Raw genomic sequence first — 24,272 nt, forward strand, 5'->3', positions numbered from 1 at the left:
GAAGGACTAGACCAATGGGGTCAATGGTCTGCACCAATTCGGAAGTCCCCTCTCCACGCGGCAGGTTGACCGCCCGTCAGAGCGGCTGCAGCGTCCAGGACCAGCGGTGGGTACCCGGGCCCACCCGGTACGCCGGCAGGGTGTCGGGGCCGCAGGAGGCGGTGCCGACCCCGCGGTGGACGGCGTCCAGATGGACCACGCACGCGGCGCGCGGCACGAGTTCGTCGTGGTGGGCGGCGGCCGTGAGGTCCGCGGCGCGGTAGCGCGTGACGCTCACCTGGCGCGGCACGTCCAGGTGGACGGCGATCCCCGGCGCGGCCGCGGCCCCGGTGAGGGTGAAGCGCCGCACGTCGTGCCGCCCGCCGCTCTCCTGCGGCCTCAGGTACGGCGTGAACAGCGCGTCCACGTCCGACCGGTGGACCCCCACGGTCGCACCCGCGCACCGGTCGGGGTACGTCTCACCGGGGCCCCGCCCGAACCATTCCAGGGTGTCGAGCCCCGCCAACGTCTCGAAGACGGTACCGACCCGCGGCAGGTCGGCCAGCGCATCCGGCAGCACCGCGGTCTCGTCGACGAGCAGCCCTCCGTTCGGCAGCGGCGTGAGGACCTGCTCGTGGCCGACGGTGCCCGCGCCGTCCGTCGCGTACGCCGAGCGCACCACCACGCTCGCGCCCTCCCTGCCGACCGACACCAGGGTGCGTTCCAGGGCGTGCAGACCCCAGGCGCGCCAGCGAGCGGCGATGCCGCCCCACTCGTCGTTGTCGGTGGGGGCCCGCCACAGCGTCAGCACGGGCGGCGCGGTGAGCAGCGGATGCCGGAGCAGTCCGGCGTCGTCGAGCTCCACGGCCCCGGCCCCGTCACCGGCGAGCACGGCGCCCGCCCGGGTGAGCAGGTCCCGGTGGTCCTCGGCGAGCACCATCTGCGGGGCGCACACGAACGTGCCGCGCGGCGCCCACGGCAGGTCCTGCGCCGTCGTGACGCGCAGCGTCAGGTGCGTGTCGCCGTGCGGCAGCAGGCTGGTGGGCAGCGGCACCACCGCGCTCTCCCCGGGCGCGAGGTCCGGGAGCCGGGCAGGGGCGGTGCCGGAGTCGCCGATGTGCCACCGCGCGCTCAGCCACGCCAGGTCCGCGAAGTGCTGCCGGTTGGTGATCCGCGCCTCGCGGCGGTCGGGGGTGAGCTCCAGCCGCAGCGGGGCGGCGATCTCGCGGTGCTCGGCCATCGCGGGCTTGGGCGTCCGGTCGGGCAGGACCAGGCCGTCGGCGCAGAAGGCCCCGTCGTGCGGCGTGTCGCCGAAGTCGCCGCCGTACGCCCAGCGGTAACCGGGGGCGGTCACCCCGTCGGCGTACGCGTCGGCAGGGGCGTCGGGCCCTGCCGGGCGGCCGGCCCCCTCCCCGGTGAGCCGCTGGAGGATGCCGTGGTCCCGGAACTCCCAGACGAAGCCGCCCTGCAGGCCCGGGGTGGACTCGATGGCCCGCCAGTAGTCGGCCAGGGAGCCGTTGCTGTTGCCCATGGCGTGCGAGTACTCGCACAGGATGAGCGGCTTGGAGTGCGGGCCGGCCGTGATCTCCTCGATGGAGGCGTACATCGGGCAGATGATGTCGCTCGCGGACTGCGCCTCCTCCCAGGCGTCCTTGATCGCGCCCTCGTACTGCACGGGCCGGGTCGGGTCGGTGCGCCGCACCCAGGCCGCGGCGGCGTCGTGGTGGGCGCCGTGATCGCTCTCGTTGCCCAGCGACCAGACGACGACACTGGGGTGGTTGCGGTCGCGCAGCACCATCCGGGCCACCCGGTCGGTGAACGCCCCCAGGTAGCGCGGGTCGTCGGCCAGTTCGTGGGCGTGGTCGTGGGTCTCGATGTCGGCCTCGTCCACGACGTACAGGCCGAGTTCGTCGGCGAGGGCGAGCAGGGCCGGGTCGGGCGGGTAGTGCGCGGTGCGCACCGCGTTGAAGCCGTGCCGCTTCAGCAGGCACAGGTCGGCCCGCATCTCCCCGGCGTCGACCACGCGCCCGGTCAGGGGGTGGAAGTCGTGCCGGTTGACCCCGCGGAAGTAGACCCGGACGCCGTTGACCAGCAGGTCGGCCCCGGAGATCTCCACGCGACGGAACCCGACGCGGTGGCGCGACTCGTCGGCCACGCTGCCGTCCGCCCGGTGCAGCCGCACGGTCAGGTCGTACAGGTGCGGCGTCTCGGCGGTCCACGGCCGGACACCGGGCACCGTGGCCCGGATGCGGGCCTCGCCGAGGAAGTCCGAGACGCGCTCGCTCGCGACGTTGGCCCGTGCGAAGGCCTCGTCGGCGGGGAGCCGCAGGATGCCGTCCGGGGTGCACAGCAGTCCTGACACGCTCCAGCCCGCCGGGAGGGCGCCCTCCCCGCTGCGGACCCGGACCGCGACGTCGAGGGTGCCGCCGGGCACGGCCGTGATCCCCACGTCCGCCAGGTGGAGCGGGTCGGTGGCGTAGAGGTGGACGGAGCGGGTGATGCCGCCGTGCCACCACTGGTCCTGGTCCTCCAGGAAGGTCGCGTCGGACCACTTGACGACCGTCAGGCGCACGGTGTTGCGCTCCCCGGGGCGCACCGCGTGCGTGACGTCGAACTCCGAGGCGAGGTGGGAGTCCTTGCCCACCCCGACGGCGGTGCCGTTGACGTGCGCGATCAGCACGCTCTCGGCGGCCCCGACGTGGAGCACCACCCGCCGCCCCGCCCAGTCGGCGGGCACGTCGGCCTCCCGCTCGTACACCCCGGTCGGGTTGCGTCCGGCCGGCGGTGAGGGCGGCAGGTCGGGGAAGGGCATCGTCACGTTGGTGTAGTGCGGCAGGTCGCGCACGCCGTGGATGTCCTCGAAGTCCTGGACGGTCCAGCAGCCGGGCACGTCCGTCTGCGTCCAGCGGCCGGCGAGGGGGGTGCGCGGGGTGGGCAGCAGCTGGAAGCGCCAGCGCCCGTCCAGCGTTACGCGGGGCGCGTCGGGGCGGACGACGGCGTGCATGGGCAGCCGGCGCCATCCGGTCAGCTCGGGGGCGTCCCACGGGTCGATCGGAACGGCGGGCTCTGCGCTTGCGGGGCGGCGGTCCTGCATGGGGGTTCCCTCCCGGGAGCGGTCGGTTCGCGGTGGGGCGCGGTGACGGCGGGCCGCGTGGGGACGAGGACCGGGGCGGCGTCGCCGGAGGTGGCCCGGCGGCCGCGGGCCGGGGCCCGCGGTGCGGCGCGATCGGCGCCGGGGAGGACGGGGGTCCGCTGCGACGGCACGGGGTGACGGCCGGGCGGTACGTCGTCCGGGGCGGCGTGGTGCGCGCGCCCCGGACGGCCCGGAACGGTCGGGCGGGTGGCCGGTGGCGTGGCCGGACCGTTCCGGGTGGTGGGGCGGCTACGCGCGCGGCGTGAGTCGCAGGGTGAGGATCTGGAACGGCCGCAGGGACACCCGGATCCCTCCGTCGGGCCCGAGCTGCGCGCTCTCCCCCTCCAGCGGGCGTTCCAGCAGGTCGGTCACCTGCACCCGCTCCACCGGGAAGGAGGCGCTCAGGGTGGTCGCGGCGCGCCCGCCGAGCGACTCGTACAGCCGGACGACCACGTCGCCGGACCGGTCGTCGGCGAGCTTGACCGCCTCGATCGCGGCCCGCGTGCCGTCGAGGGTCACCAGGGGCGCGACCGGCCCGCCGCCCGGGGCACCGGCGGTGACGCGCAGCGGCAGGTTGAGTTCGTAGCCGCCCGCCACGGCGTCCTCCACGGCCGCGCCGGGCAGCAGCGCGTACGTCATGCGGTGCGTGCCCTGGTCGGCGTGCGGGTCGGGCACGCGGGGCGCCCGGACCAGGCTGAGCCGCAGCGTCGTGGTGGTGCCGCCGTCCTCGCGGGAGGTGCGGCCGACATCGTGGCCGTAGGTCGAGTCGTTGAGCACGGCCACGCCGTACCCGGGCTCGGCGACGTGCACCCAGCGGTGGCAGAAGACCTCGAAACGGGCCGCGTCCCAACTGGTGTTGGTGTGCGTGGGCCGGAAGACGTGCCCGAACTGGATCTCGGCGGCGCTCCGGTCGGCGTGCACGTCCAGCGGGAAGGCCGCCTTGAGGATCTTCTCGCTCTCGTGCCAGTCGATCTCCGTCTCGAAGTCGATCCGCGGGCTGCCCGCGCGCAGTCGTACGGTCTGCGCGAGGCGGGAGTCCCCGAAGGACCGCTCGACGCGGATGGCGCCCACGAGCGGGCCCTCCTCCACGACGGTGATCGCGTCGGCGGCCGTCAGGTCGGTGTACTGGCGACGGTAGTGCCGGTCGATGTCCCAGGCGTCCCACTGGTTGGGCAGGTCGGTGTGGAGCCGCAGCAGGTTGCCGCGCGCGCCGGGGGCCAGCACCTCGCGGCCCGCGGTCAGGTCGAACACCGAGGTGAGCAGCCCGTCGTCGTCGAGTTCGACGCGGACCAGCCCGTTGTCCAGGACACGGCCGGTGACGGTCACCTTGCCGCCCGGCTCACCCGCCACGACCGGCCCCGCCCCGGAGGCCGGCAGCTCGGCGAAGACCGCCACCCGGCCGTCGGCGAGGGGCTGGCCTCCGGCTCCGTCCGGCGCCGCCGGCACCGCGACGACCTCCGCCCGGGCCCGCGGTGAGGTGTTGAACACCCACGGCGCCGACGGCCCGGTGCCGGGGTCGCCGGCCACCACCGCGGCGGCGCCGGCGGTGATCGCCTCCAGCTCCTCCTTCAGCCGGGCGTAGGTCGCCTCGGCCTCGCGGTGCACCCAGGCGATGGAGGAGCCGGGCAGGATGTCGTGGAACTGGTGGAGCAGGACCGTCTTCCACAGCCGGTCGAGGTCCTCGTACGGGTACGCGTACGAAGGGTCGCGCAGCGCGGCCGTGGCGGCCCACAGCTCGGCCTCGCGCAGCAGGTGCTCGCCGCGCCGGTTGCCGGACTTGGTGCGGGCCTGGCTGGTGTACGTGGCGCGGTGCAGCTCCAGGTAGAGCTCGCCGGACCACACCGGGGCGTCCTCGTACTCCGCCCGGGCCTCGCGGAAGAAGGTGTCCGGGTCCTGGACGACGACCTTGGCCGAGCCCTCCAGGTCGCGCAGGCGCCGGGCCTTCTCCAGCATCTCGCGGGTGGGGCCGCCCCCGCCGTCGCCGTGCCCGAAGGGGACCAGGGAACGCGTGCCGCCGCCCTTGTCCGCGTAGTTGCGCACGGCGTGGGCCATCTCCTCGCCGGAGAACACCGCGTTGTAGGTGTCGACGGGCGGGAAGTGCGTGAAGATCCGGGTGCCGTCGATGCCCTCCCACCAGAAGGTGTGGTGCGGCATCTTGTTCGTCTGGTTCCACGAGATCTTCTGCGTGAGGAACCACTCCATCCCGGCCAGCCGGGCGATCTGCGGGTAGGCGCCGGTGTAGCCGAAGGAGTCGGGCAGCCACACCCCCCGGCACTCGACGCCGAACTCCTCGGCGAAGAAGCGCTTGCCGTGGATCAGCTGGCGGGCCATCGCCTCGCCGCCCGGCAGGTTGCCGTCGGCCTCCACCCACATGCCGCCGACCGGCACCCAGTTGCCGGCCTTCGCCGCCTCCTGCATGCGCCGGTACACCTCGGGGTTGCGCTCCTTGACCCAGGCGTACTGCTGGGCCTGGGAGCAGGCGAAGACCAGCTCCGGGTAGTCGGCGGCGAGCGCGGTGACGTTGGAGAAGGTGCGGGCGGTCTTGCGCTTGGTCTCGCGCAGCGGCCACAGCCACGCGCTGTCGATGTGGGCGTGGCCGACCGCGGACAGCGTGTGGGCGCTGGCGTGGGCGGGCCGGGACAGCGCCCCGGCGAGTTCCGCGCGGGCCGCGGCGGCGGTGCCGGCGACGTCCGCGATGTCGAGGGCGTCGAGCATCCGCTCCAGGGCGCGCAGCAGTTCGTGGCGGCGCGGCTCGGCCGTGGACAGCTCACGCATCAGCTCGCCCGCGACCTCGATGTCCAGGACCAGGTGCCACACGTCCTCGTCGAGCACGGCGAGGTCCGCGCGGGCCATCGTGTACAGCGGTTCCGCGGGCGCGGTGAGCCGGTCGCCGAGCGGGGTCGGCAGGAAGCCCTTGGCCAGGATGTCGGGGTTGGCGGCGGCCTCCAGCAGCAGCTCCACCAGTTCGCCGCCGGCCGCGGGGTTCGCGACGGGCACGTACTGGTTGCGCGGCTCGATGCCCTTGACCGGGGTGCCGGACGCGTCGTGGACCAGGGCCTCGGCCTGGCCGCCGGGCCAGTCGCCGATGAAGCCGAGGTCGAAGACGGCCTCGACGCGCCGGCCGGCCCATTCCGCGGGGACGGTGCCCCGGGCGCGTATCCAGCTGGTCGACCAGGGGGTGCCCCAGCGGTCGCCGGTCGCGAAGGGGACGTACTCGGCGGCCAGCGCCTCGCCCACCGGCACCGGTTCGCCGTCCACGTGCCACGCGGTGAGCGTCAGCGGCACCGACCCGGCGTACACCGCGGGGCGGATGCGCTGTTCGAGGACGCGGTCGAGGCGCGCCTCGACCTGCTTGCGGTCGTCGTGCATGGGTGCTGGTCCCCTCAGTCCCGGAGGTAGGCGAGGTCGGGTACGTGCTTGCGGTAGCCGTCGAGCAGACGCCGGCCGACGGCGACGGAGTCGACGAGCGGGTGGAGCGCGAAGGCGCGCAGGGCGGCGGCGCGCTCGCCGGTGGTGGCGGCCCGGATGACGTCGCGCTCGACGGCCTTGACGGAGGTGACCAGGCCGACGGCGTGGCCCGGCAGCGGATCGCCGACGATCGGGCGGGCGCCGTTGGCGTCCACGTGGCAGGGCACCTCGACGACGGCCTCGGCGTCGAGCGGCTCCAGGGCGCGGCGGTTGCGGACGTTGAGGATGAGCGTGGTGCGCTCGTCGAGGGCGATGGCACGCATCAGGGCGAGGGCGACCTTCTCGTAGCCGCCGGACTCCAGGTCGCACGAGTCGCGTTCGCCGGCTCCCGCGGCCTCCCGGACGTCGGCGCCGTAGGTGGTCTCGCGCTCCAGGCGGGTGGCGTCCCAGGCCGCGAAGGGCTCTGTGCCCGGGGCGCGCATCGTCTCGTAGAAGCGCTGCTGCTGCTCCAGGAGGAAGGCGCCGCGGGTGTGCTCGGCGTCGCGCGCGGCGGCGACGGTCTCGCGGTTGGAGTAGTAGTAGTTCAGGTACTCGTTGGGCACCGAGCCGAGGGTGCGCAGCCAGTCGGCGCCGAAGAGCTTGCCCTCCTCGAAGGAGGTGAGCGCCGCCTCGTCGGCCAGCAGCCGCGGGAGCAGGTCGACGCCGTCCACGCGCACCGCCCGCAGCCAGCCGAGGTGGTTCAGGCCCGCGTAGTCGAACCAGGCGCGGCCGGCGTCGACGCCCAGGGCGCGCGCCACCCTCCTGCCGAGGCCGACGGGCGAGTCGCAGATGCCGATGACGCGGTCGCCGAGGTGGTGGGACATGGCCTCGGTGACCATGCCGGCGGGGTTGGTGAAGTTGATGACCCAGGCGTCGGGCGCGAGCCGCGCGATGCGGCGGGCGATGTCGACGGCGACGGGGATGGTGCGCAGCCCGTACGCGATGCCGCCGGGTCCGACCGTCTCCTGGCCGAGGACGCCCTCGTCGAGGGCGACGCGCTCGTCGACGACGCGTCCGGCGAGACCGCCGACGCGGATCGCGGAGAAGACGAAGTCGGCGCCGGTGACGGCCTCGTCGAGGTCGGTGGTGACGGTGACCCCGGGCGCGTCGGGGTGTCCCTGCGCCTGCTGCCGCAGCACCCGGACGATGGCGTCCAGGCGTCCGGGGTCCAGGTCGTGCAGGGTCACGTGGGTGACGCGGCCCGCCGCACGGTCCTCCAGCAGGGCGCGGTAGACCAGCGGGACGCGGAAGCCGCCACCACCGAGAATCGTGAGCCTCATACCTCGACCACCTCCACCCCCGCCTCGCGCAGCGAGGTCCGGGTCGTCGCGTCCGCCGGGGCGTTGGTCACCACGACGTCGATGTCCTCGGGCCCGCACACGCGGGCCATGCCGGTGCCGGGGAACTTCCCGGCGTCCGCCGCGAGCACCACCTGGTCGCTCGCCGCGATCATGGCCCTTTTGACGGGCACCTCCACGGCGGTCGTGTCCAGTATCTGCCCGTTGGGGCGGATGCCGCTGGTGCCCAGGACCAGCCGGTCGGCCCGGACCTGGCGCAGGTTGTCCTCGGTGAGGAAGCCGACCAGGGAGCGGTACTCGCGGCGCACGACCCCGCCGAGCAGCACCAGCTGGACGTCCTTCTCGTCCTGCAGCTCCTCGTAGACCGCGAGGTTGCTGGTGATCACCGTGAGCGAGCGGCCGCGCAGGTGCCGGGCGACCCGCAGTGCGGTGGTCCCGATGTCCAGCAGCACGGTCTCGCCGTCCTTGATGATCTCGGCGCACCGGACGGCGATGGCGTCCTTGGCCTCGACGCGGACGGCGGCGACGTCCGGGAACGGTTCGTCCTCGCCGGTCAGCGGGACCGCGCCGCCGTAGACCCGCTTCAGCAGGCCCTCGTCCTCGAGCTGGATGAGGTCGCGGCGGATCGTGGCCTGGCTGGCGCCGATCCGCTCGGCCAGCACGGTTACCGAGGTGGGGCCGTCCGCCCGCAGCGCACGGAGGATCAGCTCATGTCGTCGGTCGGGGAGCATGGCACGAACCCTACCCGGGCTCTCTGCAAAGTCAATCAAAGTCGAGCAGGTTTGTGATTGACCCTTGTCAAACCACTGCACAGCATGCAAGCTCTTGCCTACTTCAGGCCGGGGCGTCCCCCTGTCCGGGCCTGGACCGGGGGGACACGAAGCACCGGGCGCCCCGCGCCGGTGCCCCTGGAGAGGTAGGTCGCAATGCCGCGGTCGACGCACGCCGGCAGCACCCGGGAGGAGGCAGCCGATGTCTTCCTGTCAGGGCTGCTCTTCTTCGACCTGGGTTTCACCGGGCTCCCCTCGGCTCCCACCCCGGGCGCCGAGGTGTGGACCAAGGGCATGGGCACGTCCCCCGGCGGGATCGCCAACTTCGCGGTCGCGCTGAGCAGGCTGGGGCTGCGCACGTCGCTGTCCGCGGCGTTCGGTGAGGACCTGCTCGGCACGCACCTGTGGCACGAGCTGTCCGTCACCGAGGGCGTCGACCTCTCCCGCTCGCGCCGCTTCGCCGGGTGGCCGACCCCGGTGACCGTCTCGCTCGCGTACGACGGCGACCGGGCGCTGGTCACCCACGGCCAGGAGCCGCCGCTCGGCCCGGACGCGATGATCGGCGAACCGCCGGCGAGCCGGGCCGCGATCGCCCACATCGGCGCCGAGCCGCTGGAGTGGGTGGGGCGCGCGCACGCGGCGGGCACCCTGGTCTTCGCCGACGTCGGCTGGGACCCCTCGGAGCGCTGGAGCCCGGCGGTGCTGGAACAGCTCGCCCTGTGCCACGCCTTCATGCCCAACGCCGAGGAGGCGATGGCCTACACCCGCACCGGCACCCCGCGGGCGGCGTTGTCCCGGCTGGCCGACCTGGTGCCGCTCGCCGTGGTCACCGACGGCGCCGGGGGCGCGCTGGCGGTGGACTCCACGACGGGCGAGAGCGTGTCGGTGGCCGGTCTGCCGGTGGACGCCGTCGACACCACCGGCGCCGGCGACGTCTTCGGGGCCGGGCTGGTCGCCGCCACCCTGGCGGGCCGCCCGCTCGCCGACCGGCTGCGCTTCGCCAACCTCGTCGCCGCGCTGTCCGTGCGGCGGATCGGTGGCGCCGCCGCCGCACCGGACATGGCCGCCGTCGCCCGCTGGTGGCGGTCCGTGCGCGACTCCCCCGGCAACGACGACCTGCGCTCCGCGTACGCCTTCCTCGACCACACCGTGCCGGCCGCCGCGACGACCGCCGCCGGCCCGCACCACGCCGATCAGCCCGAGCAGTAGGAGAACCCCGTGGACCTTTCCCGCAGACGATTCCTGCAGGCGACCGTGCTCACCGCCGCGGCCGCCGGCCTCACCGCCGCGTGCGGTGGCGGCGGAGCGGGCGGCACCAGGAACGGCAAGAACCTCACGCTCTGGTACTGGGGCGGCGGGCTGAGTGACAAGGTTGTCAAGGACGCCGAGGCGCACTTCACCGAAGTGACCCTGAAGTCCGCGCAGATCGGCGGCGACTTCAAGCAGAAGCTGCTCACGACGCTGACCGGCGGCCAGTCCGTGCCCGACATCACCGGCATCAAGGGCGAGGACATGGCCTCCTTCCTGCCCAACGCCAACCGCTTCCTGGACCTCAACGACCTGGGCTTCAAGGACGTGGCCCCGCAGTACCTGGAGTGGAAGACCAAGCTGGCGCGCAGCGAGGACGGCCGGCAGATCGGCTTCCCGATCGACATCGGCCCCACCGCGATGTTCTACCGCGCGGACTTCTTCGAGCAGGCCGGGCTGCCCTCCGAGCCGGAGCAGGTCGCGGCGCAGATCAAGACCTGGGACGACTGGCTGGCCGCGGGCCGGGAGCTGCACAAGGCGGTGCCGTCGGCGTCGCTGATCAACAGCGCGAGCGCGGTCTTCGACATCGCCGTCGGCCAGGGCACGCAGCGCTTCATCGACACCGGCAACCACTTCGTCGGCGACCAGGACCACATCCGTGCCGCCTGGGACCTGGCCGTGCGGCCGTACGGGCTCGGGCTCGACGCCAAGATCAACGACAACAGCTGGAACGCGGCCATCGCCAAGGGCACGCTCGCGACCGAACTCGGCGCCGCCTGGCACGCCCTGGACATCTCCTCCGCCGCGCCCGACTCCAAGGGCAAGTGGCGCGTGGCCCCGATGCCGGGCGGCCCGTCCAACCTCGGCGGCTCGTTCCTGGCGCTGCCCCGCCAGTGCCGCAACCCCGAGCAGGCCTTCAAGGTCGTGAGCTGGCTGCTGAGCCCCGCCAACGACGCCCGCGGCTTCGCCGACGCCGCGATCTTCCCGGCCGCCCCCGCGGCGTACGCGATGCCGCAGATGACCGCCGGCGATCCGTACTTCGGCGGCCAGAAGACCATCGACGTCTTCGGGCCGGCCGCCAAGGCGATCCCGGAGGCGTACGAGGCCCCGGCGGACGCGGCCCTGATGGCGACGTACAAGACCGAGCTGACCAACGTCGAGACCAAGGGCAAGAAGGCGGACGACGCCTGGAAGGACGCCGTGGCCCAGGCCAAGCAGATCGCGCAGCGGCAGGGCGTGCGCTGACATGGCAGCGCCTCCGACCACCGGCCCCGGCTCCGTCGCGGTGGACGCCACCGGCGGCGGCCCGGGGCGGCCGCGCCTGCGTCCGCGCCGCTCCGCGCCCGCGCACCACCTGCCGCAGCCGGCGGCGCGGGCCGCCCGGCGCGGTGTGCTGTCCTTCTGGCCGCAGTACCTGGCGATCTCGCCGTTCTACCTGGTCTTCGGCGTCTTCATGCTCTGGCCGGTGTTCTACTCGCTCTACCTGGCCTTCCACCGCTGGGACGGCATCGGCGAGATGCAGTTCGTCGGGTTGCAGCAGTTCCGCTTCCTGATGGACGACCCGGTCTTCTGGCTGTCGATCCGCAACACCCTGGCCATCTGGGTGCTGTCGACGGTGCCGACGCTCCTCGGGGCGCTGGTGCTTGCCACGCTGCTCAACTCCGTGCGGCGCTTCAAGTCCTTCTACCGGATCGCGCTCTTCCTGCCGAACGTCACCTCGATCGTCGCCATCGCGATCTTCTTCGGGGCGGTCTTCAGCAACAACTTCGGCCTGGTCAACGCGATCCTGCACATGGCCGGCCTGCCCGAGGTCCAGTGGATGAGCAATCCGTGGACCATCAAGCTGGTCATCGCGCTGCTGATGACCTGGCAGTGGACCGGGTACAACATGATCATCTACCTGGCGGGGATGCAGGCCATCCCCGGCGAGGTCTACGAGGCGGCACGGATCGACGGGGCCGGGCCGGTGCGGACCTTCCTGCGCATCACGATCCCGATCCTGCGCCCGGTCATCCTGTTCACGGTCGTCATCTCGACCGTCAACGGCCTGCAGAGCTTCACCGAGCCGCAGGTCCTGTTCGGGAGCAACGCGGCCAACGCCAATCTCGGCGGCCCCGGCCAGGCGGGTCTGACCACCTTGCTCTACTTCTACCAATCGGCGTTCTCCAACAACGACTTCGGCTACGGGGCCGCCATCGTCTGGGCGTTCTTCGTGCTCATCCTCGTGCTCGTCGTCGTCAACTGGCGCCTCGTCCAGCGCGGGAGGAAGTCATGACGCGCACCGCACGGTCGCTGCGCCCCAAGGGGCTCACCGCGCACCTCGTGCTGATCGTCGCGGTCCTCGTCTCGGTCTTCCCGTTCTACTGGACGATCGTCATGGCGACCAACACCACCCGCGACATCTACCGCACGCCGCCCAAGGTCTCCTTCGGCCCGCACCTGCTGGACAACGTCCGTACGGTGCTCGACAGCATCGACTTCTTCGGCTCGATGCTCAACACGCTGGCGGTCGCCTGCGTCTCGACCGTGCTCGTGCTCCTCGTCGACTCGATCGCGGCCTTCGCCTTCGCCAAGTTCGACTTCCCCGGGCGCAGGTGGCTCTTCGGGGTGCTGCTCGTCTTCATGATGCTGCCGCTGCAGCTGGCGATCATCCCGCAGTACCTGATCATGATGCACCTGGGCTGGCTCGGCACGCTCAAGGCGCTCATCCCGCCCGCGCTGGCCAACGCCTTCGGCATCTTCTGGCTGCGCCAGTACGTCAGCGGGGGCGTCCCCGACGAACTCCTCGACGCCGCCCGCATGGACGGCTGCGGCTTCCTGCGCCAGTACTGGCACGTGGTGCTGCCGATGATCCGCCCGGCGCTGGCGTTCCTCGGCATCTACGCCTTCGTCAACGCCTGGAACGACTACGTCTGGCCGCTGATCGCCCTGGTCAACCCCGAGCACATCACGCTCCAGGTCGCCCTGGCCCAGCTCAACGTCGGCCGCTCCACGGACTACAGCGTCGTGATGGCCGCCGTGCTCATCGCCTCCGCACCCCTGGTGCTGGTCTTCGCGCTCTTCGCCCGGGGCTTCATCGCGGGCGCGACCGAGGGGGCCGTCCGCGGCTGACCCGTCACCGGTCCCGGGGCGCGCCGCCCGGCGCCCCGGGGCGGCCCCGGGCGGGCGGTCAGCCCGTCTGCACCGTGACCATGCCGTTCTCGGTGGTGGCGGTGATCCTGCGGGACGATGACGGATCGGTCGGCACGCTCACCTGCCTCATGCCGACGCCGGTCCGGGCCCGCACGTCGTAGGCGGTTCCGGGCGGCACGGTGACGGTGACCATGCCGTTCCCGGCGGTGGCGGTGACCTCCTGCGGTGCGACGGCGAAGGTCGCCTCGACCGTGCCGTTCCCGCTCGTCAGGGACGCCCGGCGAGCGCCGAGCGCGCTGCCGGTGACGCCGCCGTTGCCCGTGCCGAGGTCGACCGCTCCGGTGACGCCGTCCGCCTCGACCTCCCCGTTGTCCACCCTGACGGTGACGGGCGTCGCGGGGGGCACCCTGACGACGTAGTCGACCTTGCACGGCCGGCTGTTCCCGCACCCGGAGCCGACCAGCCGCAAGGTGCCGCCCTCGACCCGATGACGGGTGGCCGGCTTCACGGCGCCGTACTCCAGGGTCTCGGTCACCGACATCGGCCCGCTCCCCACGGTGATCCGCACGGAGCCGTTCTCATTGCGCACGTCGAGCGCCTTCGCGCCGGAGATCTCGTAGGAGTGCGGGGAGGACCCGCCGGTCACGCCGCCGGGTGACCCTCCCCCCGAGGGCACGGCGGGGCCGGTGACGTCGGCACCGGGTGCCCCGTCGCCGCCCGCGTCGCAGGACACCAGGAACCCCGCCGCCGCAAGGGCCAGGACGACCGCCACCGCGTGCCAACTCTTCACCACTGCCTTCTCCTTGCACGTCGCCAACCATCGCCCCACGCGGAGCATATCCCTGCAAAGGCGGCATTCCCGATCCTCCGATGGGGTGAGTGGCCCGCCGGGACGCGGGTACACGCGCTTCGACCGCGGTGCGGCGAACGGGTGGCAGCGGCCTTGCGGGCGGCGCGCGGGGCGGGCCGGGTGCGCCGCGGCCGGTAGACCTGGCGGACGGGGCGGACGGATCCGGGAGGGCAGGATGGGGCGCACGGCGGCCGAGGTGACGGGGTGGCTGCTCGTGCTGCTCGCCCTGTACGTGGTGCTGATCGGGCCCGTCACGGTACTGGAGGTCGTCGTCGGCGCGGCCGGCGCGTTGCCGGCCGGCATCGCCGCGCACACCGTGCGGAAGGCCGCGGGCGCGGCGCCGGGCGGTCCCCGGTACGTGGCGCGTGCGGTACACGCCTGGCCGGGTGCGGTGCTCTCGGAGACCTGGCAACTGGCCGTGGCGGCCGTCGGCGGGCGAGCGCACCGCGGCGGCCTGCACACCCTGCGGCTGCCGGAGGGCGTCGGGGCGGGATGGGCGACGGCGATGCTGTCCGCCACCCCGGGCACCGTCGTGGTGGACGTCGACGACAACGGCGAACGCGCCGTCACGGTGCACCGGTTGGGTGGCGGCGCGTCGGCGATGGAGCGGGCGCTGGGCGCCGAGGAGGTGCGGCGGTGAACGCGTGGCTGATCGCGGCCGGGGTGCTCATGAGCGCCGGGCTGGGCCCGTGCGCCTGGCTGGTGCTGCGCGGGGCGGCGCACGCCCGGCTGGCCGGGGGGAGCCTGGCGACGACGCTGGTGGCGGTGGTGCTCCTGCTGCTGGCCGAGGGCTTCGGGCGCACTTCGTACGGCGATCTCGCACTGGTACTGGCCGTACTGGGGCCGGTCGGGACGCTGGTGTTCACCCGGTTCCTGGCCGGGGAACCGCACGAGGGCGGCGGTGCCGCGACATGACGGTCCGCCATCTGCTCGCCCTGGCGCTGCTGGTCACGGGCTGCGCCGTGCTCCTGCTGTCCGCGGCGGCGCTGGTCCTGCTGCCCGGCCCCTACCGCCGGCTGCACGCCCTGTCCCCCGCGGGCGCGCTGGGCGCCCCGCTGGTGGCACTGGCCCTGGCGGTGGAGACGGGGCCGGGGCGCGCCGCGCTGAAACTGCTGTTCATCGGCGTGCTGCTGGCAGCCGGCGGCACGGTGACCACGATGGCGCTCGGGCGGCTGACCGTACGCATGGACGAGCGAAGGGAGCCCGCCGCGTGACGGGCACCGATGTGCTGGTGGTGATCGCGCTGCTGCTGGTGGCGGTGACGGCCACGGCGGCCGTGCTGACCCGCGACCCGGTCCGGCAGTCGGTCGTGCTGGCCTTCCTGGGCCTGGCGTTCGCGCTGCTGTTCACCGTGTTCCAGGCACCGGACGTGGCGCTGTCGCAGCTGGCCGTCGGCTCGGTGCTGACGCCGCTGCTGATCCTCCTCACCGTCCGCCGGGTCCGGCGGCCCGCGGCCAAGCGGACCGGGCGGGAGGGCCGGTGAGGCGCGGCACGCGGATCCGGCTGTTCGCCGTCGCCGCGGCGGTGCTGTTCGCGGGCTGGGCGCTCGCCTGCACCGGACTGCCGCCGTTCGGCGGTGACGTCCACCCCTATGGCGACCGGGCGGTCGCCGCGGCGCTGACCCGGCACACCGCGAACGTGGTCTCCTCGGTCAACTTCGACCAGCGGGCCTTCGACACCCTCGGCGAGGAGTCCGTGCTGTTCGCGGCGGTCCTGGGGGCCACCGTGCTGCTGCGGCCGGCCCGTGACGAGCGCAAGGTCGGCCCGGCGCCGCTGTCCGTGCTGCCGGCCACCCGGCTGTTCGGCGCGCTGCTGCTGCCGGTGACGCTGCTGACCGGCTGGTACGTCGTCGCGCACGGCCAGCTGAGCCCCGGCGGCGGCTTCCAGGGCGGCGTGGTGCTGGCCGCGGGCCTGCACCTGGCGTACGTGGCCGCCGACTACCGGGTGCTGGGCCGGGTGCGCCCGCTGGCCGTCCTGGAGGTGACGGACGCCCTCGCGGCGGCCGCGTTCACGGCGCTGGGCCTGGTGGGGCTCGCGGTGGCCGGCGCCTACCTGGCCAACACGCTGCCGCTGGGGACCTTCCGCGACCTGGCCTCCGGCGGGCTCGTACCGCTGATCAACGCCGCCGTCGGGGTGGAGGTGGGATCGGGCGTCGTCGTCCTGCTCGCCGCCTTCCTCGACCAGGCCGTGGAGGTGACCGACAAGTGAGCGTGCTGCCCTACCTCGTGGCCGGCTGGGTCTTCCTGGCCGGGATGTACGGGCTGGTGACCAGCCGTGACCTGATCCAGGCCGTGGGCTGCCTGAGCGTCACCCAGTCGGGGACGTACGTGCTGCTGCTGGCCGTCGGCTACCGGCGCGGCGGCACCGCCCCCGTCTACTCCGACACCTCCGTGCGCACCCCGGTCGTCGACCCGGTCGTGCAGGCGATGACCCTGACCGACGTCGTGGTGGGGGCGGTGGTGACCGCGCTGCTGCTCAGCCTGGTCATCCAGCTGCGCAAGCGGCACGGCACCCTGGACCCGGAGTCGCTGACCGGACTGAAGGGCTGAGGGCACCGACCGTGGGGCCGGACGCCCTGCTGCCGCTGGCCGTCGCCGTTCCGCTGCTCGGCGCGGTGCTGCTGGCCGTGTGCGGCAGATGGCTGCCGAGGCTGGGCTGCGACGTGCTGGCCACGGTCTGCGCGGCGACGGAGGTCGTGGTCGTGGCGGCGCTGTGGGCGGGCGCGGGCGACGGGCTGTCCGTGGCGTGGCTCGGCGGCTGGCGGCCGCAGGCCCCGAGCGGCCACGGCGTCGGCGTCGTCCTGGCCGCGGACCGGGTCGGCGGCGGGATGGCGCTGCTCGCCGCGGTGCTGGTGCTGGCGGTGGTGGTCTACTCGTGGCGCTACTACGCAGAGCCGGGCGGCGACCACGCGGGGAACTTCCCCGCCCTTCTGCTGCTCTTCGAGGCGGGCATGTGCGGCTTCGCCCTGACCGGCGACCTCTTCGACGCCTTCGTCTTCTTCGAGCTGATGGGCGTGGTCGCGTACGCCCTCACCGGGTACCGCATCGAGGATCCCCGCCCGCTGCAGGGCGCGCTGACCTTCGGCCTGGTCAACTCGCTGGGCGCGTACGCCTCCCTGATGGGCATCGGCCTGCTGTACGCGCGCACCGGCGAGCTGGGCTTCGCCGCGATCGGACGTGAACTGGCGCGGCACGGCGGGCCGGACGCCGTCGTGGTGTGCGGCTTCGTGCTGGTCGTGACGGGGCTGCTGGTAAAGGCCGCGACGGTCCCCTTCCACCTGTGGTTGCCCGACGCGCACGCCGTCGCCCCGACGCCGGTGTGCATGCTGCTGTCGGGGGTGATGGTCGAGCTGGGCGTCTACGGGGTCACGCGCGTCTACTGGGCGGTCTTCTCCGGTCCCGGGGGCATCCCGCCGCAGGCGCTGCGGGACACCCTGACGGCGTTCGGGGTGCTGACCGCTCTGGTGGGGGCGGTGATGTGCTGGCAACAGCGGCACCTGAAACGTCTGCTGGCCTTCTCCACCATCTCGCACGTGGGGCTGTTCCTGGTGGGCGTGGCCACGCTCACGCCGCTGGGCACCGCGGGCACCGCCGTGTACGTCGCGGGGCACGCCGGGGCCAAGGCCGCCCTGTTCGGCCTGACCGGGGTGCTACTGGACCGGTACGGCTCGGTCGACGAGCACGGGCTGCACGGCAGGGCCCGGGAACTGGTGCTGCCCGGCGCGCTGTTCCTGCTGGCCGGACTGGTGCTCGCGGGGCTGCCGCCCTTCGGCACCGGGCTGGGCAAGGCGCTGGCGGAGGACGCCGCGGCGCACTGGCTGGGGTGGCTGCCCGCCGCGTACCTCGTGGCCTCCGCGGTGACCGGCGGCGCCGTACTGCGCGCCGCGCTGCGGGTCTTCCACGGCGCAGGTCCCCGTCCTGCGTCCCACCCCTGGGAGCCGGAGACCAGTGGGGAGGGCGAGGAGCCCGAGATCCGCGGGCCGCGCCGTGTGCTGCCGGTGATGATGGTCACCGTCCCGGCGCTGCTGCTGCTCGGCTGCCTGGCGGTCGGCACGGTCCCCGCCGTGGGCGCCTCCCTCGCCCGTTCCGCCACGGTCTTCACCGACCACGCGGGGTACGCCGCCGCGACGCTCGGCCCGTCGCGGGCGGCCGGTCCTGCGCACGTGCCGCCCGCGGCCGGGTGGACGCCGGAGGGCGTGCTGCTGGGCCTGCTCTCCTCGGCTGCCGCCGCGGCCCTGGCCGCGGCCGCCGTGTGGGGCCCCGGTGCCTCCGGCGCCCTCGCACGGCGTACCCGTACCGCCGCCGGCGCGGTGACCCGGACGGCCGTGGTGCCGCTGCGCCGGCTGCACTCGGGGCTGCCCGGGGACTCCGTCGCCTGGCTGACGGTCGGCGTCGCCGTGCTGCTCGTCGCCTTCGGCGCGCAGGCAGGCGGGGGATGACGCGTGGCGGTCGCACCGGCCGCCCGCCTCCGGCCGTTACGGTCCGTGCATGGGACCGGGTATCGCCTTCGCTCTGTGTGCCGCCGTCCTGATGGGGACGGCGACGGTGATACAGGCCATGGGCGCGCGCCGGGCCGCCGCGGGCTCGCCCGGGGCGCCGTGCTCGGGCGCGCGGACGCTGCTGGCGGCACTGCGGTGCTGGCCGTTCGTCGCGGGTGTCGGGATGGACGCACTGGGCTTCGCGGCGGAGCTGGTCGCGCTGCGGTCCCTGGCGCTGTTCGTGGTCGAGGCGGCGCTGGCGTCCTCCCTCGCGGTCACCGCGGTCGTGGCGGCGGTGCTGCTGAAGGTGCGGTTGCGTGCGGCGGAATGGACGGCGGTCGGCGCGGTGTGCGTCGGGCTCGCGGTGCTGGCGGTCTCCGCGGGCCGGGACGGCGGGGGCGAGGGGGACCTGCGGCTGCGGCTGGCGATCCTCGTCACGGCGGTCGTGCTGGCGGTCGCCGGCCGGATCGTGGACCGCCGTGCGACGCGGAGCAGGGCGGCGGTGCTCGGCGCCGTGGCGGGGCTCGGCTTCGGCGTCGTGGCGGTCGCGGTGCGGATGCTGATCGGGTTCGAAGTGGGCGAACTGCTCGCGGACCCGGCGACGTACGCCGTCGTCATCTCGGGGATCACCGGCTTCGTCTTCCTCGTGGACGCCCTCCAGGCGGGCTCGGTGACCGCCGCGACGGCGGCGATGGTCATCACCGAGTCCCTGTGGCCCGCGCTGTTCGGGGTGGTGTGGCTGGGGGACTCCACGCGGCACGACCGGGCCCCGCTCGCCGTGCTCGGCTTCGTGCTCTCGATCGCGGGGGCACTGGCCCTGGCACGGTTCGGGGAGGCGGAGCAGGAGGCGCCGCCCGCGTCGGCCGCGGGCGGCGCGCCGTGAAGGACGGCTGACGGTCGCCTGCCGGTCAGCCGCTCACCGCCCCGGCCAGGTCCAGTCGGTGACCTCGGGCAGGTCCACGCCGTGCTCGCGGATCCACGCGTGGTGCCGCAGCCGGGCGTCCTCCATCAGCTGGCGTACCGGCGCGGCCCGCACCGCGAGCCCCGGCACGCGGTCGATGACGTCCATGACCAGCCGGAAGCGGTCGAGGTCGTTGCGGACGACCATGTCGAAGGGCGTGGTCGTGGTGCCGATCTCCTTGTAGCCGCGCACGTGCAGGTGGGCGTGGCCGGTGCGGCGGTAGGCGAGCCGGTGGATGAGCCACGGGTAGCCGTGGTAGGCGAAGATCACCGGCTTGTCGCGGGTGAAGAGCGCGTCGTACTCCGGGTCCGCCATGCCGTGCGGATGCTCGTCCTTGGGCACCAGCCGCGCGAGGTCGACCACGTTGACCACCCGTACGGCCAGCTCGGGCAGGTGACGGCGGATCAGCGAGGCGGCGGCCAGCACCTCCTGGGTGGGGACGTCCCCCGCGCAGGCGAGGACGACGTCCGGTTCACGGGTGCCGTCCTCGGTGCCCGCCCACTGCCAGACCCCGGCGCCGCGGGCGCAGTGGGCGCGGGCGGCGTCGAGGTCGAGCCAGTCGAAGCAGGGCTGCTTGCCGGCGACGACCACGTTGACGTAGTCGCGGCTGTGCAGCACGTGCTCGGCGGTCGACAGCAGGGTGTTGGCGTCCGGCGGCAGGTAGACCCGCACGACCTCGGGCGCCTTGTTGAGGATGTGGTCGATGAAGCCGGGGTCCTGGTGGGAGAAGCCGTTGTGGTCCTGCCGCCACACGTGCGAGGTCAGCAGGTAGTTCAGGGAGGCGATGGGGCGGCGCCAGGGCAGCGCCCGCGTGGTGCGCAGCCACTTGACGTGCTGGTTCACCATCGAGTCGACGATGTGGACGAAGGCCTCGTAGCAGGAGAACAGCCCGTGCCTGCCGGTGAGGAGGTAGCCCTCCAGCCAGCCCTGGCAGGTGTGCTCGGACAGGATCTCCATGACGCGGCCGTGCCGGTCCAGGTGTTCGTCGACGGGGAGGACCTCGGCCTGCCAGGCCTTGCCGCTGGCCTCGTAGACCGCCTGGAGCCGGTTGGAGGCGGTCTCGTCGGGGCCGACGAGCCGGAAGTCGCGGCGCTCGGCGGTGTCGGCCATGACGCGTTCCAGCAGGTCGCCGAGGACCCGCGTGGGCTCGTGCAGGGTCACGCCCGGCTTGTCGACCTCGACGGCGAACCGCTCCAGGGGCGGCACGGGCAGGTCGCGCAGCAGCAGCCCGCCGTTGGCGTACGGGGTGGCGCCGAGCCGCAGGTCGCCCTCGGGGACGCAGGCCAGCACCTGGGCGGTGGGCGCGCCGTGCTCGTCGAACAGCTCCTGCGGGCGGTACGAGCGCATCCACTGCTCGAGCTGCCGCAGGTGCTGGGGGTTGTCGCGGACCGCGGCCATCGGCACCTGGTGAGCGCGCCACGTGCCCTCCACGGGCAGGCCGTCGACCTCGGCCGGGCCGGTCCACCCCTTGGGCGTGCGCAGCACGATCACGGGCCAGCGCGGGCGCCCGCTCTCCCCGCCCTCGCGGGCGGCGGCCTGGATCTGCGCGATGCGGTCCAGGGCGGTGTCCATCGCCTCGGCCATCGCGGCGTGGACGGCCATCGGGTCGTCTCCGGTGACGTGCAGCGGCTCGTGTCCGTAGCCGCGCAGCAGTTCGTCGAGCTCGCCCTCCGGGATGCGGGCCAGCACGGTCGGGTTGGCGATCTTGTAGCCGTTCAGGTGCAGCACGGGCAGGACGGCGCCGTCGTGGACGGGGTCGAGGAACTTGTTGGAGTGCCAGGACGCGGCGAGCGGCCCCGTCTCGGCCTCGCCGTCGCCGATGACGCAGGTGACGACGAGTTCGGGGTGGTCGAAGGCGGCACCGTAGGCGTGCGAGAGCGAGTAGCCCAGCTCACCGCCCTCGTGGATCGAGCCGGGGGTCTCCGGCGCGACGTGGCTCGGCACGCCCCCGGGGAAGGAGAACTGCCGGAACAGCCGGTCCATGCCCGCGGCGTCACGGGGGACGTCCGGGTAGGTCTGCGAATACGTACCCTCCAGCCACGCGTTCGCCAGGACGGCCGGGCCGCCGTGCCCCGGGCCCCAGACGGCGAGCTCCCGCTGCCCGCGGGCCTTGATCACCCGGTTGAGGTGGGTGTACACGAGGTTCAGGCCGGGCGAGGTGCCCCAGTGGCCGAGCAGCCGTGGTTTCACGTGTTCGGGGCGGAGCGGTTCGGCCAGGAGCGGATTGCCCATCAGGTAGATCTGGCCGACGGCCAGGTAGTTCGCGGCGCGCCAATGGGCGTCGAGGGCACGGAGCTCCTCGTCGTGCATGGCTTCCTCCGAAACGTCGGGTACGGGAGACCTCTCCTTCCCAGGTTCGGCACTCCCGATGACGGTCCGCTAGGGCCGGATGGGGCCTCTTGCGGTGGTCCGGACGCCGACGGGATGTCCGACACGGGCCGTGATCTGGAGTGCGCGTGCCGCAGGAGGGGGCAGGGAAGATCGCGGATTGAGCGGATTCGGGCGAACCGGACCGGTTTCGGCGCATCCCCGGCACGGCCCGCCGCCAGGCCCTACGGTCCCGGAATCGGCCCCGAACGGACGCCCGGATGGACAGGGGGACCACGATGCACGAGACCAGGACCGACATGCCGGCCCCGGCGGTCGGCGACCCGGCCGCCGAGGAGATGTTCCGCGCGCTGCTGGAGGCGGCCCCGGACGCGATGGTCATCGTGGACGGCACCGGTGTCATCAGACTGGTCAACGCCCAGACCGAGTCCCTGTTCGGCCACACCCGGCAGGAACTGCTGGGCCGTCCCGTCGAGGTGCTGGTCCCCGATCGCTTCCGCGGCCACCACCCCGCCTACCGGCACGGCTACGCGGACAACCAGCAGGTACGGCCGATGGGCGCCGGGCTGGAGCTGTACGGGCTGCGCAAGGACGGCCGGGAGTTCCCCGTCGAGATCAGCCTGAGTCCGCTGCAGACCGCCGACGGCCTGCTGATCTCCGCGGCGGTGCGCGACGTCAGCGAGCGCAAGGCCGCCGAGGAGCGCATCAACGAGCTGGCGGTGCTCGTCGAGTCGTCCCAGGACGCGATCCTCGCCAAGACCCTCGACGGCCGCATCACCTACTGGAACGCCGCGGCACAGCGGCTGTACGGCTACGCGGCGGAGGAGGCCATCGGCCGGCACGTGTCCATGCTGGCCCCTGCGCACCTGAAGGAGGAGATCGCGACCCTGCTGCAGCGGCTCGGCCGGGGCGAGCGGGTGGAGCACTTCGAGACGCTGCGGGTGACGAGCACCGGGCGGCTGCTGGACGTGGACGTGACCCTCTGGCCGATCCGCGACCGCGACGGGGCCATCGTGGGCGCCTGCTCCATCGTGCGCGACATCGCCGACCTCAAGCGTGCCGAGGAGGAGCTGACGGAGCTGTACCGGCAGCAGCGGCACATCGCGCTGACCCTGCAGCGCAGCCTCATGGGGTCACCGGCCGAGCCGCCCGGCATGCGCACCGCCAGCCGCTACTTCCCCGCCACCCAGGGCGCGGGCGTCGGCGGTGACTGGTTCGACCTCATCCCGCTGGGCGGCGGTCAGGTGGGCGTGCTCATCGGCGATGTGATGGGGCGTGGCCTGGAGGCCGCCGCGGTGATGGGGCAGTTGCGTTCGGCGGCCCGCGCGCTGGCCAAGACCGGGATACCCCCGCGGCAGTTGATGCAGGCGCTCGACGCCTTCGTCACCGACCTGCCCGACCAGCTCGTCACCTGCTGCTACCTGGTGGTGGACCCGGACGCGGGCGAGGTGACGGTCTGCTCGGCGGGCCATCTGCCGGTGCTGCTGGTGGATCCCGGCCCCGGGGCCGCCGTGCGCGAGCTGCCCGCGCCGATCAGCGTGCCGCTCGGCGTCGGCGACGTGCCGCACCAGCAGGTGTGCCTGCCCGTCCCCGCCGGGTCGACGCTCGTGCTGTACACCGACGGGCTGGTCGAGACGCCGCGCTCCGACATCGACGCACAGCTGCGCCGGCTCGGCACGGAACTGCGCACCGCCTTCGCCCGCTCCCCTGGGCTGGAGGAGGCCGCCGACATGGTGCTCGCCTCGCTCCGCCCCGACGCCGACGGCCACGCCGACGACGTCACCCTGCTGCTCGCCCGGCTGCCCGAGGCTCCGCTCGCCGCGACCACCATGGAGGTGACGGCCGTCCCCTCGGCGGTCGCCGAGGGGCGCGGCTTCGTCCGCGAGACCCTGGCGCAGTGGGGCTGCGAGGAGATCGCGGACGCCGCCTGCCTGCTGGCCTCGGAGGTCCTCACCAACGCCGTGCGGCACGCCCAGGGGCCGTTGCGGCTGCGGCTGCACCGTACCGACCGGGAGATCACCGTCGAGGTCACCGACCACAGCACGCACATCCCGCAGCGCCGTCCGGCCGAACTCGGCGACGAGTCGGGGCGCGGTCTGCTGCTGGTGGAGGCCCTGGCCACGGGCTGGGGCACCCGGCCGTCCAGCGACGGCAAGACGGTCTGGTTCACCCTCCTGCTGGTGCACCGGTGACGCTGCGGCCGGCGCCTCCGGTCGGCTCGGCCGTCTCCACGAAGTGAGGGTTGTACATCACGCCGAGCAGGTTGCCGAAGGGATCGAGGGCCGCGCCGGCGACGAAGCCGTGGCCGTGGTCGCGCGGTGCCTCGTGCGGGCGGGCGCCCAGGGCGATCAGGCGCTCCCAGACCGCCTCGAGGTCGTCGACGTGCCAGTAGGCGACGACGCCCGCGGGCGCGGAGGGCGTGCGGGAGACTCCCAGCTCCTGGCTGTGGTCGCCGAGGCGGAACTCGATGTAGTCCGGGGTGTCGAAGTAGGGCTCGATGCCCAGCAGTTCGGTGTACCACGCCTTGGCGGCCGCGAGGTCCTGTGCGGGGTAGCGGATGGTGGCCAGGCCACGGAACGTCGTCGTCATGCCGTCATGCTCGCCTGCCTTGCGGTCAGTTCCGGTCCGCATGGCGCGGGACGGGGCCCG

General features: G+C 73.7%; 20 protein-coding genes. 13 read left to right on the top strand and 7 right to left on the bottom strand.

From position 1 onward, the window contains the following. Positions 1 to 76: 76 nt before the first annotated feature. The 4 genes from ACFYYN_RS22110 to ACFYYN_RS22125 all read right to left on the bottom strand — a co-directional run bounded on the left by ACFYYN_RS22110 (position 77) and on the right by ACFYYN_RS22125 (position 8,588). Entirely contained in the window at positions 77 to 3,073 is a 2,997-nt protein-coding gene (locus ACFYYN_RS22110; RefSeq protein ID WP_500547197.1) for a glycoside hydrolase family 2 TIM barrel-domain containing protein, read from the bottom strand. A 288-nt stretch (positions 3,074 to 3,361) separates the two neighbouring features. Then, positions 3,362 to 6,481, bottom strand: a complete 3,120-nt coding sequence (locus ACFYYN_RS22115) for an alpha-mannosidase (protein ID WP_500547198.1) — start codon at positions 6,479 to 6,481, stop codon at positions 3,362 to 3,364. 14 nt (positions 6,482 to 6,495) lie between these two features. Further along, positions 6,496 to 7,839, bottom strand: a complete 1,344-nt coding sequence (locus ACFYYN_RS22120) for a 6-phospho-beta-glucosidase (RefSeq protein WP_500547199.1) — start codon at positions 7,837 to 7,839, stop codon at positions 6,496 to 6,498. Next, complete coding sequence (locus tag ACFYYN_RS22125) at positions 7,836 to 8,588, bottom strand: DeoR/GlpR family DNA-binding transcription regulator (protein ID WP_500547200.1); 753 nt, start codon at positions 8,586 to 8,588, stop codon at positions 7,836 to 7,838. The genes ACFYYN_RS22120 and ACFYYN_RS22125 overlap by 4 nt, the downstream gene beginning before the upstream one ends. A 195-nt stretch (positions 8,589 to 8,783) precedes the next feature. Here ACFYYN_RS22125 and ACFYYN_RS22130 point away from each other — a divergent pair, with 195 nt between their 5' ends. From ACFYYN_RS22130 to ACFYYN_RS22145, 4 genes are all read left to right on the top strand, one after another. After that, on the top strand, positions 8,784 to 9,836 hold the full coding sequence (locus ACFYYN_RS22130; RefSeq protein WP_500547201.1) for a carbohydrate kinase family protein: 1,053 nt from the start codon (positions 8,784 to 8,786) through the stop codon (positions 9,834 to 9,836). A 9-nt stretch (positions 9,837 to 9,845) separates the two neighbouring features. Further along, positions 9,846 to 11,120 (top strand): extracellular solute-binding protein, encoded by a 1,275-nt coding sequence (locus ACFYYN_RS22135; protein ID WP_500547202.1) that lies wholly within the window; start codon positions 9,846 to 9,848, stop codon positions 11,118 to 11,120. A gap of 145 nt (positions 11,121 to 11,265) precedes the next feature. Further along, entirely contained in the window at positions 11,266 to 12,150 is an 885-nt protein-coding gene (locus ACFYYN_RS22140) for a carbohydrate ABC transporter permease (RefSeq protein WP_500325250.1), read from the top strand. Beyond that, on the top strand, positions 12,147 to 12,986 hold the full coding sequence (locus ACFYYN_RS22145; RefSeq protein ID WP_500436653.1) for a carbohydrate ABC transporter permease: 840 nt from the start codon (positions 12,147 to 12,149) through the stop codon (positions 12,984 to 12,986). The genes ACFYYN_RS22140 and ACFYYN_RS22145 overlap by 4 nt, the downstream gene beginning before the upstream one ends. Before the next feature lie 58 nt (positions 12,987 to 13,044). On the opposite strand, the gene ACFYYN_RS22150 is transcribed toward ACFYYN_RS22145, so the two are convergent. After that, the gene (locus ACFYYN_RS22150; protein ID WP_500547203.1) at positions 13,045 to 13,797 is read right to left on the bottom strand and encodes a DUF4097 family beta strand repeat-containing protein; all 753 of its coding nucleotides are present in this window, start codon (positions 13,795 to 13,797) and stop codon (positions 13,045 to 13,047) included. Positions 13,798 to 14,032: 235 nt separating this feature from the next. Between ACFYYN_RS22150 and ACFYYN_RS22155 the strand changes: the two genes are divergently transcribed. Genes ACFYYN_RS22155 through ACFYYN_RS22190 form a run of 8 tightly spaced genes read left to right on the top strand, consistent with a single transcriptional unit; the run spans position 14,033 to position 19,217 of the window. Then, positions 14,033 to 14,497: a Na+/H+ antiporter subunit E gene (locus ACFYYN_RS22155; protein WP_500547204.1), complete on the top strand. Its 465-nt coding sequence runs from the start codon at positions 14,033 to 14,035 to the stop codon at positions 14,495 to 14,497. Continuing rightward, the gene (locus ACFYYN_RS22160; RefSeq protein WP_500547205.1) at positions 14,494 to 14,772 is read left to right on the top strand and encodes an MrpF/PhaF family protein; all 279 of its coding nucleotides are present in this window, start codon (positions 14,494 to 14,496) and stop codon (positions 14,770 to 14,772) included. The genes ACFYYN_RS22155 and ACFYYN_RS22160 overlap by 4 nt, the downstream gene beginning before the upstream one ends. Further along, positions 14,769 to 15,071, top strand: coding sequence for a monovalent cation/H(+) antiporter subunit G (locus tag ACFYYN_RS22165; RefSeq protein WP_500547206.1), 303 nt, complete (start codon positions 14,769 to 14,771; stop codon positions 15,069 to 15,071). The genes ACFYYN_RS22160 and ACFYYN_RS22165 overlap by 4 nt, the downstream gene beginning before the upstream one ends. Continuing rightward, the gene (locus ACFYYN_RS22170; RefSeq protein ID WP_500325078.1) at positions 15,068 to 15,340 is read left to right on the top strand and encodes a Na(+)/H(+) antiporter subunit B; all 273 of its coding nucleotides are present in this window, start codon (positions 15,068 to 15,070) and stop codon (positions 15,338 to 15,340) included. Before ACFYYN_RS22165 ends, ACFYYN_RS22170 begins: the two co-directional genes overlap by 4 nt. Continuing rightward, entirely contained in the window at positions 15,337 to 16,065 is a 729-nt protein-coding gene (locus ACFYYN_RS22175; protein ID WP_500547207.1) for an MnhB domain-containing protein, read from the top strand. Before ACFYYN_RS22170 ends, ACFYYN_RS22175 begins: the two co-directional genes overlap by 4 nt. Beyond that, positions 16,062 to 16,406: a sodium:proton antiporter gene (locus ACFYYN_RS22180; RefSeq protein WP_500325081.1), complete on the top strand. Its 345-nt coding sequence runs from the start codon at positions 16,062 to 16,064 to the stop codon at positions 16,404 to 16,406. Before ACFYYN_RS22175 ends, ACFYYN_RS22180 begins: the two co-directional genes overlap by 4 nt. 11 nt (positions 16,407 to 16,417) lie before the next feature. Continuing rightward, complete coding sequence (locus ACFYYN_RS22185; RefSeq protein ID WP_500547208.1) at positions 16,418 to 18,295, top strand: complex I subunit 5 family protein; 1,878 nt, start codon at positions 16,418 to 16,420, stop codon at positions 18,293 to 18,295. A 49-nt stretch (positions 18,296 to 18,344) separates the two neighbouring features. Next, a complete protein-coding gene (locus tag ACFYYN_RS22190) occupies positions 18,345 to 19,217 on the top strand; it encodes a DMT family protein (protein WP_500547209.1) in 873 nt (290 codons plus the stop codon). A 33-nt stretch (positions 19,218 to 19,250) separates the two neighbouring features. Here the strand turns inward: ACFYYN_RS22190 and ACFYYN_RS22195 are convergent, their stop codons facing one another. Then, positions 19,251 to 21,665: a phosphoketolase family protein gene (locus ACFYYN_RS22195; RefSeq protein WP_500547275.1), complete on the bottom strand. Its 2,415-nt coding sequence runs from the start codon at positions 21,663 to 21,665 to the stop codon at positions 19,251 to 19,253. 236 nt (positions 21,666 to 21,901) lie between these two features. Between ACFYYN_RS22195 and ACFYYN_RS22200 the strand changes: the two genes are divergently transcribed. Further along, a complete protein-coding gene (locus ACFYYN_RS22200) occupies positions 21,902 to 23,815 on the top strand; it encodes a PAS domain S-box protein (protein ID WP_500325087.1) in 1,914 nt (637 codons plus the stop codon). Here ACFYYN_RS22200 and ACFYYN_RS22205 read toward each other — a convergent pair. After that, on the bottom strand, positions 23,790 to 24,212 hold the full coding sequence (locus ACFYYN_RS22205; RefSeq protein WP_500547210.1) for a VOC family protein: 423 nt from the start codon (positions 24,210 to 24,212) through the stop codon (positions 23,790 to 23,792). The genes ACFYYN_RS22200 and ACFYYN_RS22205 overlap by 26 nt on opposite strands. Positions 24,213 to 24,272: the final 60 nt, after the last annotated feature.

Origin of the sequence: Streptomyces sp. NPDC001902 (genome assembly GCF_042891295.1) — a bacterium.
Classification (GTDB): domain Bacteria; phylum Actinomycetota; class Actinomycetes; order Streptomycetales; family Streptomycetaceae; genus Actinacidiphila.